At 70.2% G+C, this 16041-nt stretch carries 14 protein-coding genes and 4 pseudogenes; 7 read left to right on the top strand and 11 right to left on the bottom strand.

The genetic code is table 11. The features are described 5' to 3' along the window. Positions 1–9 precede the first annotated feature (9 nt). Positions 10–2031: an NAD-binding protein gene (locus tag ACH4S9_RS19785; protein ID WP_311725384.1), complete on the bottom strand. Its 2022-nt coding sequence runs from the start codon at positions 2029–2031 to the stop codon at positions 10–12. 227 nt (positions 2032–2258) lie between these two features. On the opposite strand from ACH4S9_RS19785, the pseudogene ACH4S9_RS19780 reads away from it, so the two are divergent. After that, positions 2259–2474: pseudogene (locus ACH4S9_RS19780) on the top strand (dihydrofolate reductase family protein); the annotation flags it as partial. A 41-nt stretch (positions 2475–2515) separates the two neighbouring features. Here ACH4S9_RS19780 and ACH4S9_RS19775 read toward each other — a convergent pair. Beyond that, on the bottom strand, positions 2516–3259 hold the full coding sequence (locus tag ACH4S9_RS19775) for a hypothetical protein (protein ID WP_398373296.1): 744 nt from the start codon (positions 3257–3259) through the stop codon (positions 2516–2518). A gap of 181 nt (positions 3260–3440) precedes the next feature. Between ACH4S9_RS19775 and ACH4S9_RS19770 the strand changes: the two genes are divergently transcribed. The 4 genes from ACH4S9_RS19770 to ACH4S9_RS19755 are packed head-to-tail and all read left to right on the top strand — an operon-like array spanning position 3441 to position 5950. Continuing rightward, complete coding sequence (locus ACH4S9_RS19770; RefSeq protein ID WP_398373294.1) at positions 3441–3857, top strand: transposase; 417 nt, start codon at positions 3441–3443, stop codon at positions 3855–3857. Positions 3858–3878: 21 nt separating this feature from the next. Beyond that, positions 3879–4472 (top strand): transposase, encoded by a 594-nt coding sequence (locus ACH4S9_RS19765; protein ID WP_398373648.1) that lies wholly within the window; start codon positions 3879–3881, stop codon positions 4470–4472. After that, positions 4417–5037, top strand: a complete 621-nt coding sequence (locus tag ACH4S9_RS19760) for an RNA polymerase sigma factor (RefSeq protein WP_394816776.1) — start codon at positions 4417–4419, stop codon at positions 5035–5037. Before ACH4S9_RS19765 ends, ACH4S9_RS19760 begins: the two co-directional genes overlap by 56 nt. Next, on the top strand, positions 5030–5950 hold the full coding sequence (locus ACH4S9_RS19755; protein WP_311725378.1) for a CU044_5270 family protein: 921 nt from the start codon (positions 5030–5032) through the stop codon (positions 5948–5950). The genes ACH4S9_RS19760 and ACH4S9_RS19755 overlap by 8 nt, the downstream gene beginning before the upstream one ends. A gap of 62 nt (positions 5951–6012) precedes the next feature. Here the strand turns inward: ACH4S9_RS19755 and ACH4S9_RS19750 are convergent, their stop codons facing one another. Together ACH4S9_RS19750 and ACH4S9_RS19745 are read right to left on the bottom strand one after the other, a co-directional pair. Then, positions 6013–8169 carry an acyltransferase family protein gene (locus ACH4S9_RS19750; RefSeq protein ID WP_385336723.1) on the bottom strand — a complete coding sequence of 719 codons (2157 nt, stop codon included), beginning with the start codon at positions 8167–8169 and terminating at the stop codon, positions 6013–6015. A 1010-nt stretch (positions 8170–9179) separates the two neighbouring features. Further along, positions 9180–9305, bottom strand: coding sequence for a hypothetical protein (locus ACH4S9_RS19745; protein ID WP_398373661.1), 126 nt, complete (start codon positions 9303–9305; stop codon positions 9180–9182). Between the two features lie 14 nt (positions 9306–9319). Here ACH4S9_RS19745 and ACH4S9_RS19740 point away from each other — a divergent pair, with 14 nt between their 5' ends. Further along, positions 9320–9706, top strand: coding sequence for a hypothetical protein (locus ACH4S9_RS19740; RefSeq protein WP_398373660.1), 387 nt, complete (start codon positions 9320–9322; stop codon positions 9704–9706). 172 nt (positions 9707–9878) lie between these two features. Here ACH4S9_RS19740 and ACH4S9_RS19735 read toward each other — a convergent pair. The 3 genes and pseudogenes from ACH4S9_RS19735 to ACH4S9_RS19725 form a co-directional block, all read right to left on the bottom strand. Then, positions 9879–10631, bottom strand: a pseudogene (locus ACH4S9_RS19735) (DUF4158 domain-containing protein); the annotation flags it as partial. Between the two features lie 134 nt (positions 10632–10765). Next, positions 10766–10882 (bottom strand): annotated as a pseudogene (locus ACH4S9_RS19730) (IS5/IS1182 family transposase); the annotation flags it as partial. A 272-nt stretch (positions 10883–11154) separates the two neighbouring features. Further along, positions 11155–11901: a DUF5919 domain-containing protein gene (locus ACH4S9_RS19725; protein ID WP_311725369.1), complete on the bottom strand. Its 747-nt coding sequence runs from the start codon at positions 11899–11901 to the stop codon at positions 11155–11157. A 752-nt stretch (positions 11902–12653) separates the two neighbouring features. Between ACH4S9_RS19725 and ACH4S9_RS19720 the strand changes: the two genes are divergently transcribed. Next, complete coding sequence (locus ACH4S9_RS19720; protein ID WP_398373290.1) at positions 12654–12881, top strand: hypothetical protein; 228 nt, start codon at positions 12654–12656, stop codon at positions 12879–12881. A gap of 179 nt (positions 12882–13060) precedes the next feature. Here ACH4S9_RS19720 and ACH4S9_RS19715 read toward each other — a convergent pair whose 3' ends face one another. The 4 genes and pseudogenes from ACH4S9_RS19715 to ACH4S9_RS19700 all read right to left on the bottom strand — a co-directional run bounded on the left by ACH4S9_RS19715 (position 13061) and on the right by ACH4S9_RS19700 (position 15973). After that, the gene (locus ACH4S9_RS19715) at positions 13061–14389 is read right to left on the bottom strand and encodes an MFS transporter (RefSeq protein WP_398373288.1); all 1329 of its coding nucleotides are present in this window, start codon (positions 14387–14389) and stop codon (positions 13061–13063) included. A gap of 187 nt (positions 14390–14576) precedes the next feature. Further along, positions 14577–14756 (bottom strand): annotated as a pseudogene (locus tag ACH4S9_RS19710) (IS982 family transposase); the annotation flags it as partial. A 66-nt stretch (positions 14757–14822) separates the two neighbouring features. Further along, the gene (locus ACH4S9_RS19705) at positions 14823–15239 is read right to left on the bottom strand and encodes a DUF3995 domain-containing protein (protein WP_385336711.1); all 417 of its coding nucleotides are present in this window, start codon (positions 15237–15239) and stop codon (positions 14823–14825) included. Positions 15240–15436: 197 nt separating this feature from the next. Beyond that, positions 15437–15973: a TniQ family protein gene (locus tag ACH4S9_RS19700; protein WP_398373286.1), complete on the bottom strand. Its 537-nt coding sequence runs from the start codon at positions 15971–15973 to the stop codon at positions 15437–15439. Positions 15974–16041 lie beyond the last annotated feature (68 nt).

Below are 16041 nucleotides of genomic sequence, written 5' to 3'. Positions count from 1 at the left end.
CGGCCCGGTTCAGGCCGGGCCCGGCGAGGCGGGGCGCGCGGCGGGTTCCGTACGGCCTGCGGCGGGCCCGTTCCCCAGGAGTTCGCCCAGGCCCTGGCGGGTGGCGGCCAGCACCACGCGGTCCCGGGGCCGCAGCACGTAGTCCGGCGGCAGGTCCCACACCAGGCCCCGCTGCTGCCCGCTGCCGTCGTCCGGGGGCGCCGCGGCCAGATCGCGGAAGCCGCCGTCGGCGTCCGCGGTGTCCAGGGCGACCACCCGCCACGCGCCCGGCCGGAACGCCTCGGCGACCGTGCGGCCCGCCAGCTGCGGGTGGCCCGCGACCGGCAGCGCGGCGAAGAGCAGCACCCGCCGCTCGACCGGCACCGCGCCCAGGATCTGACGCCCCATCATGGCGCCCGCGAAGGCCGGGGCCGCCAGGGTGGACACGCTGCGGCTGCGGGTCAGCGCCTGCGGGTGCGCGGCCCGCAGGGTGCGGTAGACGGCCTTGGCGAAGCGGTCGTCGTACAGCCGCATGGCCACCCGCAGGCCGGGCTGGAGCGAGCGGGCGTACAGCGTGGCCTCCAGGTTGGTGGTGTCGGAGCTGGTGACCGCGAGCAGCGCGTGCGCCCGGTCGATCTTGGCGGCCTCCAGCACGCCCTCCTCCGTGACATCGCCGAGGACCGTGGGCACCCTCAGCCGCCGGGCCAGCGGAATGCCACGCGCCTGGGGGTCCTCCTCCACGCACACCACCGGGATGTCCAGCTCCCGGAGCCGGGCCAGCACGCGGGTGCCGACCTTCCCGAGGCCGAGCAGCACGACATGGCCGGACAGCCCGCGGGGCGGCCGGCGCAGGGCGGACGCGGTCCGGAAGGTGCCGAGCCCCTCCAGCGTGGCGGCCACCAGGACGGGCAGCAGCATCAGTCCGACCAGCCCGGACAGCAGTTGCAGGATCTGCCGGGCGAGCGGCTCGCCGAGCGCGGGGTCGCCGGTGCCGAGGATATCCAGCAGCGTCACATACGCGGCGCGCAGCGGATGTTCCCCGGTGATCTGCCAGGACGCGATGGCGAGGGCCACCAGCGCGGCGGCGAACCCCGCGATGGTCCGCCGCAGCCGGCGCGAGAACAGCGAGCCGAGCGGCACGCCCCGGCCGCCGAGCCGGCGCGGGGGCAGCGCGGAGCCGCTGTGCGAGACGGCCTCCAGCACCACCGTACGACGCCCGGTCGCGGCGGCCACGTCCTGGTCGTCGGGCAGCATGCGCGGCCCCTCGGCCCCGCTGCTGTCCGAACCCTCCTGGCCCGCCGGGTCGTTGGTGGTCGAGGAGAGCAGGGCGAGGGTGCACAGCCCCGGGTCGGCGATCTCGTCACGGCCGGGCGGGGTGTGGATGGCGGCCCGCAGCAACAGCCCGTCGGCCTGGATCACCTTGCTGGTGCCCGCCACGGCGGTGGCGGCGAGCGCGGGCGCGGCGGTGTCCGCGTCCGACAGGACGGTGGTCGAGGCGTCCAGGTCCGCCGCGTCGAGGCCGGGGTCGGCGACCGCCGCGGCCTGGTCGAGCAGTTCCCGCAGATGCTCGCCGAGCTTGCGGTTGTAGAGCCGGATCACCAGCCGCAGCCGGGGGTTGAGGCGGCGGGCGCGCAGCGCGGCGTGGATGTTGGTCTCGTCGTCGTCGTAGACCAGGGCGAGGGCGGCGGCCCGGTCCACCCCCGCCTCGGTGAGCACCTCGTCGTCCGGCTCGACGGCCTCCAGGACGCGGATGCCGGTGCCGGACGGCGCGTTGGCGGGCCCCGGCGGGGACAGCGACGGGCGGCCGACGGCCGCCGTCATCCGCCCGAACAGCGCGGCAGCCCGCGCCCGGCCGCGCCCGGCCCCCGGCACGGCGGTCCGCGCCGGGCGTGGCTCCCAGGCGGAGGGCGTGGCGGGGATGACGACGGTCACCCGCTGGACGTAGACGTCCTTGAGTTCGGCGGCGAGGCGGTGGGCGAGCGCGTCGTCGCCGCACACGACCATGTGCGGGCCGGGCGGCTCCGCCGACGGCTGCTGGGGCAGGGTGGGCATGCTCGGTAGAGTCTCCTGGGCCGCTCGGCGGTTCCGGCCGGACGCGCGGGGTGGCGCGGCCGCCCGTTGATCATCACGGTTACCGGCGGTCGGCGCCAGGGGCTGGCACGCGGCGGAGCCGCACATCGATGCTGCCCCCTGCCCGCCCCTTCCCGAAGCTCCAGTCGGGTAGTTCTGGGGTGGTCGGAAGATGTTGGCATCTTCGCAGGTCAGGCGGTAGCCGAGCCGGGGAGTGCGACATCGCGATCGGCGGCGCGACTCTCGCCGCCGAGGCGGCCGCGTCGGGTCTGATCGACGAGTACCGGGCCATGGCCTACCCGGTGCTGGTTGGCGGTGGCATTCCGTTCTTTCCCCACCGCGAGCGCCAGGTGGATCTCGAACTCGTCGAGACCCGCAACTTCAGCCCGAGAGTCGTCTACCTCCGCTACCGCGTGGCGCGTTAGGCCGTGTTTCCAGTTGTGATCATGTGGTGGGTGGAAGCTCGTCAGCCCCACAGCCAGTCGGATGCGAGCTCGGCGAAGGCACTTTCCTCTCGTGTGGCTCGTAGCGGACGGGTCTCCTTGTGGAACTGCAGGGTCACGCCGGTGACGGGCAGTGAGGGGCGGCCGGGGATGGTCATCGAGGTCCCGGCGGGCAGCTTGAAATGCCGGGAGCCCCAGGGGTTCCCCCAGGAGGAGACATGCGACTCCTCCTGCCAGGCCAACTCGGCGCGCATGCCCGCGAATGAGGCGATCGGCGTCTGCTGGGCGTCGTGGAAGACCGCGTCGTAGATGTCGGCATGTACGTCTCCCCACTGTTGCTTGCTGAGCGTGGCAGTGTTCTGCGGCTGCGTGAAGCCGTGGCTGGACAGGATGGCCACGTCGTAGCCCCAGGAGCCCTCACCCGTAGGGTGAACACTCAGGATCCGCAGGTTACGCAGGTAGGCGGCCTGAACAGCGTCCCCGGACGGTGTGCGGCGCGAGCACACGAACACTGCGGGCCGCCCTTCGCGAGCGGGGGTCGTTCCCACCCGGGTGGCAAGGTCCGCCACGCGCGCGATGTCGTCGACGGTGACCGTTGCATCCAGCGACCCCGCGGCGATGAGCGCCACCGCCTCGTCGTCTGCGCGGGCCACCAGCGTGGACCCGCCCGGCGGCGTGTGGAACTGCCAGATGTCGTCCTCTTCGGTCAACGCTCGGGCAACGGCGTCGAGAAACTGCCGATGTTCGGCGGGTTCGTCTTGCGTCATGGCCGATGATCGTAGGGTTTGCGCGCGTCGCCAACAGTGGCGGATGACTGCAGGCGCTTGATCTTGGGCCAGGGCTGTATCGGGCTTTGATCAATCTGTGGGGCCCAGGGACCGTGTCGAGTTGAGATCACGGGTTTCTTGTTTCGTCGTCCCGGCCGGGCTGGGACGGTAGACAGGCGGGATGACCCGGGGTGATCTCACGAACGACGAGTGGGCTGTGTTCGAACCGCTGCTGCCGCTGGGCGAACGCGGTCCCATTCCTGACCTGCGCAGACTGGTCAACGGCGTGATGTGGCGGTTCCGTACGGGCGGTCCGTGGCGGGACATGCCCGAGCGGTACGGGCCGTGGTCCACCGTCTACGGGCGGTTCCACCTCTGGGCCAGGTCCGGGGTCTTCCAGAGGCTGATGGAAGCGGTGATCGCCGAGGCCGCCGTGCGCGGTCAGGCGGACCTCGGCCTGGTGTGCGTGCACTCCACCGTGGCCCGGGCCCACCATCACGCCGCCGGGATGACGGTCGATGCGGAGCTGCTCGAAGCTCTGGAGAAGGCCGTCGCGGAGAAAAAGGGGCTTCCCCAAAGGGACAGAACGCCCCGGTAGCCGAGCCGGACGAGCAGGCGGATCCCGTCCGCAACGAGCGACGACGCCTGCATCGGCGCCGTAAAGCGCGGCTTCGCGCCGCCGAACTGGGGGCGCTCACGCGGCGGGCTGAGCAGCAAGGTGCACCTGTCGGCCGACCGCCGCTGCCGCCCGCTGTCCTTCGTGCTCACCCCCGGCCAGGCCGCCGACAGCCCCCGCTTCACCGCCGTCCTGGAGCGCATCAAGGTACGGGGCCCGGTCGGCCGGCCCCGCACCCGCCCCGCCGCCGTGGCCGCGGACAAGGCGTACTCCTCCCGCGCCAACCGCGCCTACCTGCGAAGACGCAGGATCCGCGCGGTGATCCCGGAGAAGACCGACCAGGCGGCCAACCGCAAGAAGAGGAAACTGCACGCCGATGCCACCGTCCACGTACGCGACGCCAAGGACGTCCAGGGCGGTCGGCTCTCCTTCGTGGACCGGTCCCGGATCGCCTTCGACAAGATCTGCTCCGGGCAACCCGGGCACCCGGTGTGGCGTACGTCACTGGAACCGGGTGGTGGTGTGCGGACAGATGCAGGGTGTGGATACGACTCTGCGGAAACGCATCGGTGCGGGGGACCACGGTGCTTTCGGTGAGATCTTCGACGCCTACGCGCGTTCCGTCTACAACCACGCCTTCCGGCTCACGGGTGACTGGGCACTGGCGGAGGACATCGTGTCCCTGACCTTCCTCGACGCCTGGCGCCTGCGCGGAAGGGTGGCCGAGGAGGGCGACTCGTTACGGCCCTGGCTGCTCGGGATCGCCACCAACATCGCGCGCAACACACGCAGGTCGGCCCGAAGACACGCGGCCGCCGTGGCGCGACTCCCCCGGGGCGGGGTCGAGCGCGACTTCGCCGAGGAGCTCGTCGGCCGCCTCGACGACGAGGCCCAACTGGGCCTCGTACAGGCGGCGCTGTCGGAACTGAAGAGGACCGAGCGTGAAGTCCTGGCTCTCTGCGTCTGGTCGGGGCTCGGCTACGCGGCGGCGGCCGAAGCGCTCGAAGTACCCGTCGGCACCGTGCGATCACGACTGTCCCGGGCGAGGGCAAAACTCGCGAAACATATGGAACCTCCGTCCAAACACGGGCAGACGAATGGATGGACGAGAGGGGAACGCACCACTTCGGTCGAGCCCGTCAAGGAGGAGAACCGTGGCTGAGCTTCCCGAGAAGGACTTCGCGCCGGGCCGTCACCGAGTCCTCAGAGATCATCTGATGTCCGAGATCCGGCGGAGCGGGAACCCGGCACCGACACCCGCACGGGCTTCGGTACGGAGGAACCGGCTGCGTCGCGCGTTCGGGGCCGTCGCCGCCACGGCCGCCGTCACCTTCGTACTGCTCACGCCGTCCGGCCAGGAGACGGGCGCCCGGCCGCCGGTACAGACCGCCGCGACGTTGCTGGAGGACATCGCGCTGGCCGCTGAGCGCGACAGGACGCTCGGCGGCATCCGCGACGACCAGTTTCTGTACGTCGAGAGCGAACTGGCCTACACCCTGCACGAGAAGGGCCGCAAGGCGCGGCTCGACCCCGTGCACCGGAGGGAGGTCTGGCTCTCGGTGGACGGCCTGCACACGGGCCTGCTCCGTGAGGACAACCGCCTCGGCGAAATCCCCCTGGAGCCCGATCTCCCCCTCACGGAGTCCTCCATGAACTATCGGACCCTGCAGGCCCTGCCGACCGATCCCGAGCAGATGCTGCGATGGCTCAACCGCGTCAGCCGGGGAGGCGAGAGCCATGACCAGAACGTCTTCGTGCAGGTCGGCGAAATGATGCAGGAGAATGTGGTGCCGCCCGCGCAGAGTGCGGCTCTCTACCGTGCCGCGGCCAGGATTCCCGGGGTCGTCGTCATCTCGGACGCGGTCGACGCGGCGGGGCGCCCCGGTGTGGCGGTCGCGCGGGTGGACGACGGGGAACGGCAGGAACTGATCTTCGACAAGGATACGAAACAGCTCCTGGGCGAACGTCTCGTCGCCGTCGAGGACCTCCCCGGCGGACAGAAGAAAGGCGAGGTCACCGGGTCCAGCGCGATCCTCGAACGAGCCGTCGTGGACGAGCCCGGCCGACGCCCGTAGGGCCTGTCCGTACCCTCGCCCCATGCCGTGCCGTGCCGGTCCCGGCGTGGGGCGAGGGTCTTTCAGATGTGTCGCCTCAGCTCCTGTCGCAGGACCGGCGTCAGGGCCGCGACGTAGGACTCAGCGAGGTGGCTCTCGTCGCGGTAGACGAATGTGTCCCCCACGGTGACTGGGCACCTGCCGGTGGGCGGGCACAGCCAGCCCTTGGGGTCGATGACCGCGGCGCCGGTGCGGCGGGCCGCCGTCCGGGCGGCCGTGCGAACGGTCGGGGAACTGACCGCGGCGCGTGCGTCCGTCTCGCACTCCCGCAGCTCCAGGGGATGACGCGCCGCGCACTCGACGGCGTCACCGCGGGGCCAGGGATTGTCCAGCAGCACGATCAGCATGCCGGCGTCCCGGACCAGCCGCCTGTCGACGCGCTCGTATCCCCCCGTCCACTCCCGCAGCGGATCGTGCACGCGGTCCACCGGTGTGCCCGCCTCGGACGAGGAGGCGACGACGAGCATCGGGCGGAGCTGCGCGATCCGTTCCAGGGCGTTCTTTCGCCAGGTGTCGCACGCCGTGTACGGTGCGCCGTCGGCGACGATGGTGAGGTCGGCGGTCTTGCAGGAGGCCTTGGTCAACGACACCAGTCTCCATCCCCGTTCCCGGCTCAGCCGGTCCAGCGCGGGGAACCACTGCGCGGCGTGGGAGTCGCCGAAGAGGACGACGACCTTGTCGGAGGACCGGTCCCCGTAGACGCAGGCCGGCGACCGCGTGGCGGTCTGGTCGACGTGGCAGCGGTCGCGGTAGACGGCGGACCGCTGTTCCTTCACGTGCGGCAGGGCCGGGGCCAGGTTGGCCGGCAGTCCGGTCGCGGGTGTGCCGAGGAGCGCGGTCAGCCGGGCCTGCGGGTCCCGAGCCGCGGCCAGGGTCGCGCTCAGCTCCGGGGCGCGGGCGCCGGAGCTGAGCGCGGGAGGGAAGGACGCCGCGACCAGGGTGACGCACACGGCGCTCGCCGACAGGCCGAGGCCGAAGGCGATCGCCGTGGCGGGCTGGCGGCGCAGCCCGCCGTGGAACCGGATCGGGTTCTCCACCAGGTGCAAGGTCGCCCAGGCCAGCAGCAGGGCGACCGCGCTCAGGGCAAGGAGCAGCCGGGGGGTGGCCGTACGGTCCAGGGCGGCGGGGCCGAGCATCAGCACCGGCCAGTGCCACAGGTACCAGCCGTACGAGAGGCCGCCCACCCAGGTCGCGGGGCGGACGGCGAGCAGCCGTGAGGCACCGGAGGAGGACGGGCGGCCTCCGCCCGCGATCACCAGGACCGCTCCGAGCACGGGCAGGAGCGCGTGATGGCCGGGGAACGGGGTGTCGTCGTCGTACAGCACCGCCGCCGCGAGGATCGCGGCCAGCCCCAGCCAGGCGCCCGCGCCGGACACGACACGCGGTATCCGGGTCAGCGCTCCGGGGCAGAAGGCCAGCAGGCCGCCGGCTCCCAGTTCCCACCATCGTGTGTGAAGGCCGAAGTAGGCCCAGGAAGGGGAGGTCCCGGTCGTCTCCGCGCTCAGGATGTAGGAGAACAGGCACAGCGCGCCGAGCAGCAGCGCGCTCGGCCACGGGCGCCGCAGCACCTTCCAGCTCAGCAGGAGGAGCACGGGCCACAGCAGGTAGAACTGCTCCTCGGCCGACAGCGACCAGTAGTGCTGGAACGGTGACGGCGTGGCGTTCTGCTGGAGGTAGTCGGTCCCGGAGAACGCCAGCTCGACGTTCATGAAGTGTGCCGCGGCGGCCAGCGCGTCGTGCAGGAACTCGGTGTAACGGATCTTCGAGGCGAACAGCCGGCAGCCCAGGATGGTGACCAGGCAGACCAGGGTCGCGAGCGGGAGGATGCGCATCGCCCGTCTGCCGAAGAAGCGGCGAAGGGACAGCGTTCCGGTGCGCGCGGCCTCCCGCAACAGCCCGGAGGTGATGAGGTACCCGGAGATGACGAAGAAGACGTCGACTCCGGCGTATCCCCCGGCGGCGTGGGGGACCCCGACGTGCGCCGCGACCACCAGGCCGACGGCCAGAGCGCGCAGTCCCTGGATGTCATGCCGGAGAGGTGGGTCCGGCCGGTCGCCGGGATCAGGGGGGTGCCCCCTGTGCGAGCCGGCCGGTGGCGGCCCCGCCTGCCGTCGGTCCGGATTCTGTCCGTCCGGCTTCTTGCCCCGATCGGTACGGGGGGTCACGGATGTGTGCTTCACGTCCTGGACTGTCCGCCGGGCAGGAGGCGTTCCCGTGAACCGGATCACACGTCCTCATGGACCGGAGCAGGCGCCGGCAACGAACACCTCGCCAAGGACGCCGAAGCCGGTTCCTGCTCGGGCTGCTCCGCAAGGAGCCGGGCCTCGACGTCGTGGAAGACGACGTCAACGGCTCCACGGCTCCCAGGGCGTCGCGGTGCCGATCGCCAGGACGACCGTCGCCGTGGTCGGCGTGGCATCCACGCGGGCCGGGTCCGTGATCTGTGGCTCGTGGTCAACCCGGACAAGCTGCACGCGTGGACCGACGCCGAACCGGGCTGAAAACCTCTCCCGGAACCCCTTCCGGAACCTCTCCCGGGGCTACTTCACGACCGCGACCGTCGTCCCCGCCGTGCCGAACTTCCACACCGCGTCCCCGTCCGCCGCCTTCATCCGGACGCCGCCCGTCGTCGCGCCCGACTCGGGCGGCGGCGGGGAGGAGCCGTCGAGGGTATAGATGGTCCCCTCATCCCGTCTCCGGCCGAGCGAAGGGCACGGAGATCGCTGGTCTGGTTGCCCTGCACACTGTCGGCCTTCACCTTCGGGCAAGGTCAAGACCCGAGGCGCTAGGCCCAACGGGTGGGGGGTCACTTCACGTCCTGCGGCCAGTCACTCGGCTGTTCCAGCGTTGTCAGTTCTCATCGACAATTCCGAGCTGTTTGATCGCGAAGTGCTGCCAAGAACCATCGACAAACGTTGCTCACTCCCGCTTACGAAACCACACTCGTCGTCGGCGGAGCTCAGCGGGAGTCGGCCGACCTGCTGAGCTTCCCGCGCTACCGGTGGTCCGCGGGGTCGTTGTACTCCGGAAGGCCCGACGTCCTGGAGGGCCGGTGAAGCCGTGAGGAAGGCGCCGGGATGAGCGTGAACGACCCGTACGACGAGCTGATGCAGCACCTTCGGGAGGCCAGGGAGCGGTTCGCCTCCGACCGCGAGGGCGCGACGATGACCGTCCTCAAGGACGACGGGGTCTACCGGCACCTGACCTTCAGCTTCCCCAAGGCGTCCTGGAGCTGGAGCGAGGTCGTCACCTGGCCGCACATGCTCGTCCTGCGCGGTGACCTGGGCTGCTGGTCCTTCTCCCGCGTCGAGGACATGTTCGACTTCTTCCGTGAGCCCGAGGACGCTCGCCCGGATGGACCCGGCGTACTGGGCGGAGAAGCTGGTGCCCGGAGGCCGCGACAGCGCGAAGGCGTACGCCGCCGAGCGGGCCGCCGCCCACGTCCTCCAGACCGTGGCCGGGGCCGAGCGTCCGGGCCTGTCCCATGACGTCGAGGAGGTGTTCTTCGGCGATGCGGACCTGAGCACGGAGAACGGCCTTCGAGAGGCCGTGGCCCGCTTCGACGAGCGGTTCCCCCACTACGCCATCGACGAGAACTTCCGCTTCCCCGTCGACACCTGGGACCTGCACCGGTACAGCCCGTGGTTCCTGCTGGCCTGCGTCGTCCTGCCCTGGGCCATCGGGCAGTACGACACCGCCCTCGTGCCCGCCAACTGACCCGTCCGGAGCCCTCGAGTCCGGCCGCTGGGCCACTGCTCCCCATGGCGCTCGCCGTGGTGGACGCGGAGCTGCGCATCGCCGTGGGCCCGCAGAGCGACACCCGCCTGGAGGAGATCTTCAACGACGCGCACGCCGTCGTCGTCCGCGCCGCCCTGGAGAAGGAAGGCGCCCGGCCCGGCGACCGCGAGATTCTCGGCTCACCCATACCGAACGCGTCGATCTCCGCCGCCCGCTCAAGCGCCCACTTCATCTGCGGCCCGGAGATCCGCACCGGACCGCGCCGCAGCCGGTCCAGCTCCGACACCCGCGCGCCGGGCGGCACGGTCAGCAGGGAGTCGAGCACCGCCCGCTGCCCGGTGCTCAGCAGCCCGTAGAGGCTGTCCCACAGTCGCTGGTTCGCCGCCTCCCGCACCGACGCGACCAGCCGGGCGAGCGTCGTCACGCCGGGCAGCAGCACCCGCCGCTCACGCAACCACCCCACCGCCGCGTCGAACAACGCCTTTGGGCCCTCCCCGGTCGTCCACGCCCGCGCGTCCACCCACACCCTCAACTCGGCTTCCGCCTCGGCGAACTCCGTGTACTCCAGGAGCTTCCGCAGTTCACGGACGTGGGCCAGCCGGGTGTTCTCCCGGTCCCCGTACGCCTTCAGTGCCGACGCGTCCGCTATGCCGAGCTGCTCGGCGAGGTAGTCGACGACCTCCGGCGGAACGTCGGTCGGGTCGTCCAGGAACACCCCGAGGTAGCGCGCGGTCGTGAGCTGGGCCGCGAAGCCCAGCCGGTTGTGGGACCGCCGCTTGCCCTCGATCAGCTCCCGGTCCGCGTCGTCCAGGAAGAAGAAACGCTCCAACTCCGTACGGGACGGCGCCCCGCCGTAGGCCGCGTACGCGGCGGCTTGTGCATCCGTCAGAAACTCGACCGGCACCCCGGACCTCCACACAGTCAGTGATCAACACGACTGCCGAAGGCTCCGCCCCCGCCGAACCCCAGGTCAAAGCACTCTCAGGCACTCCACGGGCTTAGCGCCGGTTTTCGTTCCGATGTTCCTCAACCCCCGAACTGCACGCTGCCGCCGAACGCCCTGTGCTTCTTGCTGAACCACAGGTCGTTGCCGTTCTCACGGACGCCGGTGAGACGGTCCGACTCGATGAGCGTGCCGTCAAGGATCACGTGGGTCAAAGGCCACCACGGGCGAAACAGCCGGAACTGAATTCGTCACCGACGGTCCACCCGGCGCCTCCGGATCAATGATTGGAAAGCCAGCTTTCATCGATCCATTCGTGCACGCCACGGGCGCGGGCGCAAAGTCTGTGCCGTTCGGTGACTGGTCGCGTTACGCGCAGGCGCCATTAAGCGGTTTGCCGACTCGGCTACGCGACAGGCAGCAGAAAGGGCCCCAGCACTTCTCGCGTCTGCAGGATGGCACCGGGGCCCTTTTTGCGTTGTGACTACTGCATAGCGGGTGCGTGTTCTACCGGTGCGCCCCTGGACCACAATTCCTCTGCGTGCTCGGCGAACCGGTCAAACATGCCGCCGTCGCCATGCTTGCGCAAATGCAGAAGCGGAGAGTCGTGGCCGACCAGGCGTGCGAGATGCGGAGTGACCAACGCCTGATTGTCGAACCGAAAAACTGATAGCGAGACGTGATTAGCGGCATCGGCCGTTGCCGAGAACCGCGCCTCTATCCCCTGAACAGTGCCCAGCTTCGCGAGGTTTTCCAGCGTGACGCGAACGCGCGTGGAAACGGTAAGTGAGACATCCTCGATCTGTTCGCGCTGACGCGTTACTTCGCAGTCGGGGTTGCCCAGCAGGAATCTGACACGGCATCCGCTTTCTGCTTTACGTCGCAGTGTGCTTGCGAACATTGGTTGTTCCAGCCAGAGGAAATAGTTTGTGTAACCGGCGAAAAAGAGTTCATCCGAAGATGACGCAATGAGTTCTCCCCACACCGTCGATGGGCACGCCGAGCGATACGGGTAAGAGCGGATAATTTCCCGGTCGGCACCCGTTTTCACACGGTCTTTGATTGCCTTCGGCCAGATCATTTCTTCACTCACTCCCAACGCCATGCAGGCGTCCTCACGGTTCTGCGCATGTGGAATCAGGGCCGCGTCCGCGATCCAACGTTCGACCGTCTTTCCGGAGACCCCGACGCGTGAGGCAAGTTGCCGCGCCGACAGTTTGGCGTCTGCCATAGCTGATCGTAAGGCAGTGTTCAAGGTCTCTCCCTCGGACGTTTGGGCGTTCTTCAACGCTACCGCCCGAACCTCCCAACTGTCCCCCAGACGTGGGCGGATACGTCTTTAAGGGGTTGGCAGGCTGCCTGGACGCAAGGCCCCCGGCGACCGCGCGAACGGCCCCGGGGCGTGGCCGATCTGAATGGAGCAGACCGACATGCAATGCCTATCACGACTACCCGAACGGGTGAGAGAGGCCCTGTTCGGGCGACACACCCCCGGCAAGCACAACCGCGCCCACGTGGCACCCCCTGTGCGTGCCGCGCACGCGCTTGCCATGGTGCGCCCCTACCTGGTGGCGCATGAGAGGCGGCAGGAACGGCAGCGACACCCGCAGCGCATGCGTGCTCTCGTGCTGGCGACTGTGGGCGCCGACTTTCTGCCGGAGGTGCCCCGATGAATGACCGGGAACCGGCACGGCTACTGCCATGGCCATCCGAAGGTGGGAAACCGTGTTTCCTCGCTCCAGGTAGTGAGGGCGGGTTTCTCTGGCGGCTCGCTGACGAGATGGAAGCCGTTCAGCTCACCATGGGAGCCGAGGTGCTGAACCACGCACGGAAGATCCTCAGCGACCCCAAGGCTTCCGCGACCGAATTGCGTTACGCCGGCGCGCGGCTGTCCGAATGCCTGGGCGACGCTCTACGGGTCGCTGAGAGCAGGGGCGCCCGATTGCCCATGACGGACTGCCAGAGCGCCGTGAAGGTGTTTTCATGGTCCGCTCAGTGATGCGTTTCGTGCCGCACACCATCCGGCACGTGCCAGACGGCGGAGCCACATTCGAAGCGTTCTGCATCACGTCCGGCTGTGGTGAGGAATCCGGCCCGCAGGAGGAGCAGGAGGCGGCGCAGCAGTGGTGTCTACGCCATACCGGCCGGACCGGTCATGATCTCTTCCGCCGAGTGGTGACGGACCATGCGCGGGTGACGCGGGAGGAATAGGCGCCCGAACCGGCACCCCCGGCCGGTACGGGCCGCGCCCCCGACAGCCTGACTTTGACGGCTGTCGGGGCGCCTCGCTGCGTCCAGAGCATGCGCCGGACCATAACCCGGCGCCCAGTGGCGCACGATAGCCCATTCGGGCAGGGGCGGTAGGGGAACAGCCTGCGCGGGCGCCCGCCTCAGCCGGTGTAGCGCCGGAAGGAGGGCGCCGCGGCGGTCAGGGCGAGCATCGTGGCGACCACCAGCAGTCCGCCCGCGGCCACCGCCACCCGGGGGCCGAACAGCGAGCCGGCCGTGCCGTGCAGCAAATCGGCCAGGCGCGGGCCGCCGGCCACCACCACCGTGAAGACGCCCTGCATCCGGCCGCGCATGTCATCGGTGGCGGCCGACTGGAGGATCGCCCCGCGGAAGACCATGGAGACCATGTCGGCGACGCCCGCCACCGCCAGGAAGCCCGCCGCCCACCACAGTCCGGCGCTCAGCCCGAACCCGGTGATGGCCAGCCCCCAGACCACCACCGCGGCGCTGACCATCAGCCCGTGCCGGCGCGCCCGCGAGAAGGTGCCCGACATCAGCCCGCCGGCCACCGCCCCGATGGGGATCGCCGCGAACAGCAGCCCGAGCGCGAACCCTTCACCCCAGGGCGCGTACGTGCTCGACGCCAGCTGCGGGAACAGCGCCCGCGGCATGCCGAAGACCATCGCCACGATGTCCGCGAGGAAGGACAGCAGCAGCACCCGTTGGGCCACGATGTAGCGGAACCCGTCGGCTACCTCCCGCGCGCCGGCCCGCCGCCGGCCGGGCCCGCTCCCCTCGCCCTCGTCCAGCGGAGGCAGCGGAGGCAGCGGAGGCAGCCGCCATACGGCCCACAGGGTGGCGCACAGCGCGACGGCGTCGATCACATACAGCGTGGACAGCCCGATGAGCGGGATCAGCGCCCCCGCCAGCAGCGGCCCGAGGACCATGCCGGTCTGCGCCACGGTGGACTGAAGGGCGCCCGCGGCGGGCAGTTCCTCGGCGGGCACGAGCCTGGCTATCGAGGCGCTGCGGGCCGGGAAGTTGATGCCGAACAGGCCCTGCTGGGCGGCGAGCAGCACCATGAGCAGCGCCACCGAGTGGATCCCGGCGGCGGACTGCGCCCAGAACAGCAGCGAGATGACGGCGATGCCCACATTCGTGAACAGCATCAGCTTCCGCCGGTCCACCCGGTCGGCGACCGCGCCGCCCCACAGCGCGAAGACCACCAGCGGCAGCAGCCCCGCGAAGCTCGCATAGCCGACCCAGGCCGAGGAGCCGGTGAGGTCGTAGACCTGCTTGGGCACGGCCACCGCGGTCAGCTGACTGCCGACGGTGGTGACGGATGTCGACGCCCACAGCCGTCGGAACGGCCGGTGCCGCAGCGGCCGCACATCCATGACCCACCCCCGCCACCCCTTCCCGCCCGGCCCGGCGGGCTCGCTTTCGCTCGCCGGGCCGACTTCGTCGTCGGTGCTCCTCGCAGTGTCCACGGCTGGGTTGATTCCTCCTACATCCATTCCGGAAATGGGACCATTGTGTCCCCGCCCCAGCTCCGGTGCGGATCCATCTCACCCTCCGGCCACGAGGACGCCCATCTGTCCGCGAGCAACAGCGCCAAGGGCCCGGCCGGAAAGAGGAAGCGGCCTTGCGTGGCCGCGTTGATCGCGTCACCCATCAGCCGGCCAGGTCCGACCGCTTCACCGTCGGGCGGGACATCCCGCACGGTACCGGCGCGGAGTCGGCGATCCGGTGGGTGTCGAACCAGAAGTCCGTGTCCGCCGCCAGCATCCGTATCGCCCTTCTCACCAGGGGCAGCGCCGCTTTGAGGCGCTTGCTGTACCCGGATTGCCGCGGCAGAAGGGTGTCCAGGTCGTCGTTCACGCCACGATCTTGGACACCCTGTTCGTGTTCCGCGGCGCGCCGTCAGGCGCCACCGCTACTCGGGCCACTCGCTCTTCCGAACTGCCGTGCAGCCAGGCCGAAGACGAGACCGCCGACCAGGAACCAGGGATTCCAGAGCGCCAGCGTCCACAGCCGCTGTTCCGGGCTCACGTCTATCTCCCGGCCCACTGCGTCACTCAGCACCAGCACCTCGACGGCGATGCTGCGCACCACCAGCACAGCGCAGGCGCACCAGCCCAGGGTCTTGACCGCCCGTCCGGCCAGGCCATGAGGCCGTGGCCGGGCGAGAAGCCATCCCAGCATGCCGCCGACAAGGCACAGCATTCCCACACCCCACAAGCCCACCACCACGAACCACCCGGGGCGTTCCTCGGCCAAGGGCCCCGCCGAGACACTCAGGCCCCAGCTGCCGCCGAGCGCCCAGTAGAAATGAAGCACAGCGAAAGTGACCGCCCACGTACACGCGATACGCCCCCACCACCGAGGCGTTGTCTTGTCCTGCGGATCTTCATGCATAGCGAGGAGCATGCCACTGCCGTGGCGCGCAGCCGCCAGCAGCGCTGAGAAACCGGGACGCCCGCCATCCAGTCGGCCACCACATGCGACCGGACACATCAGACTTGATCGTCTAGTGGTCAGGCGGCTGTGTCGATTCCTGGTTGGCCATTATGTCGGTGAAACCCCTTGAACTGCATGAGCGGCGGGAGCTTGGAGCCCGCCTGGGCGTCGAACTTGTGGGCGGGACGTCGGCAGATGGGGCAGAGGTGCCGCAGGAAGGTGCGGTGATCGCGGCAGATGAAGCTGACCGCCAGACGCCATTCCGCCGCGTTCCAGGGGCCGCCGTGCCGCTGCTGGATCACGGACCCGTCCCCGGCGAGGCACTTGGGGCAGTAGCGCGTGAAGGTCGACAGGGCCCACGGGTCGATGCGGGTCCAGGTGAAGCGGTGCTGGGTCTGGACGCGCAGGGATTCGGTGACCGATGGGAAGCGTTCGCCATGCGGTTCAAGAGTCAGGGCGGCTGCCTCGTCCGTCGTGAGCCGGGTGCTGTGGGCGAAGCGCTTTGAGCGTCTCGGCGAGCTTGCGGACGAGCGGTTACGAGCGGTTCGTCGGCCTCGGGTAGGACGTGCCGGATCACCCGGCCGGTCAGTCCGACGTCGGCGGTGAGGCCCCAAGGCTCTGCTCTTCCACGGGAGGGGCCGCCTCGCGCGAGACGACCCAGCCCTCGGCCCAGGCGCGCACG

It is taken from the genome of Streptomyces sp. NPDC021225, from assembly GCF_044332865.1.
Classification (GTDB): Bacteria; Actinomycetota; Actinomycetes; order Streptomycetales; family Streptomycetaceae; genus Streptomyces.
The sequence above is the reverse complement of the archived record's forward strand: the minus strand, read 5'-3'. Positions and strand labels throughout refer to the sequence as shown.

What these genes read in the sequence shown, in the direction of transcription:
- ACH4S9_RS19785 (WP_311725384.1), bottom strand. Translation starts at nt 2,031, where the DNA reads ATGCCCACCCTGCCCCAGCAGCCGTCGGCGGAGCCGCCCGGCCCGCAC.
- ACH4S9_RS19775 (WP_398373296.1), bottom strand. Translation starts at nt 3,259, where the DNA reads ATGACGCAAGACGAACCCGCCGAACATCGGCAGTTTCTCGACGCCGTT.
- ACH4S9_RS19770 (WP_398373294.1), top strand. Translation starts at nt 3,441, where the DNA reads ATGACCCGGGGTGATCTCACGAACGACGAGTGGGCTGTGTTCGAACCG.
- ACH4S9_RS19745 (WP_398373661.1), bottom strand. Translation starts at nt 9,305, where the DNA reads ATGTCCTCGACGCGGGAGAAGGACCAGCAGCCCAGGTCACCGCGCAGG.
- ACH4S9_RS19725 (WP_311725369.1), bottom strand. Translation starts at nt 11,901, where the DNA reads ATGGCAGACGCCAAACTGTCGGCGCGGCAACTTGCCTCACGCGTCGGG.
- ACH4S9_RS19720 (WP_398373290.1), top strand. Translation starts at nt 12,654, where the DNA reads ATGGTCCGCTCAGTGATGCGTTTCGTGCCGCACACCATCCGGCACGTG.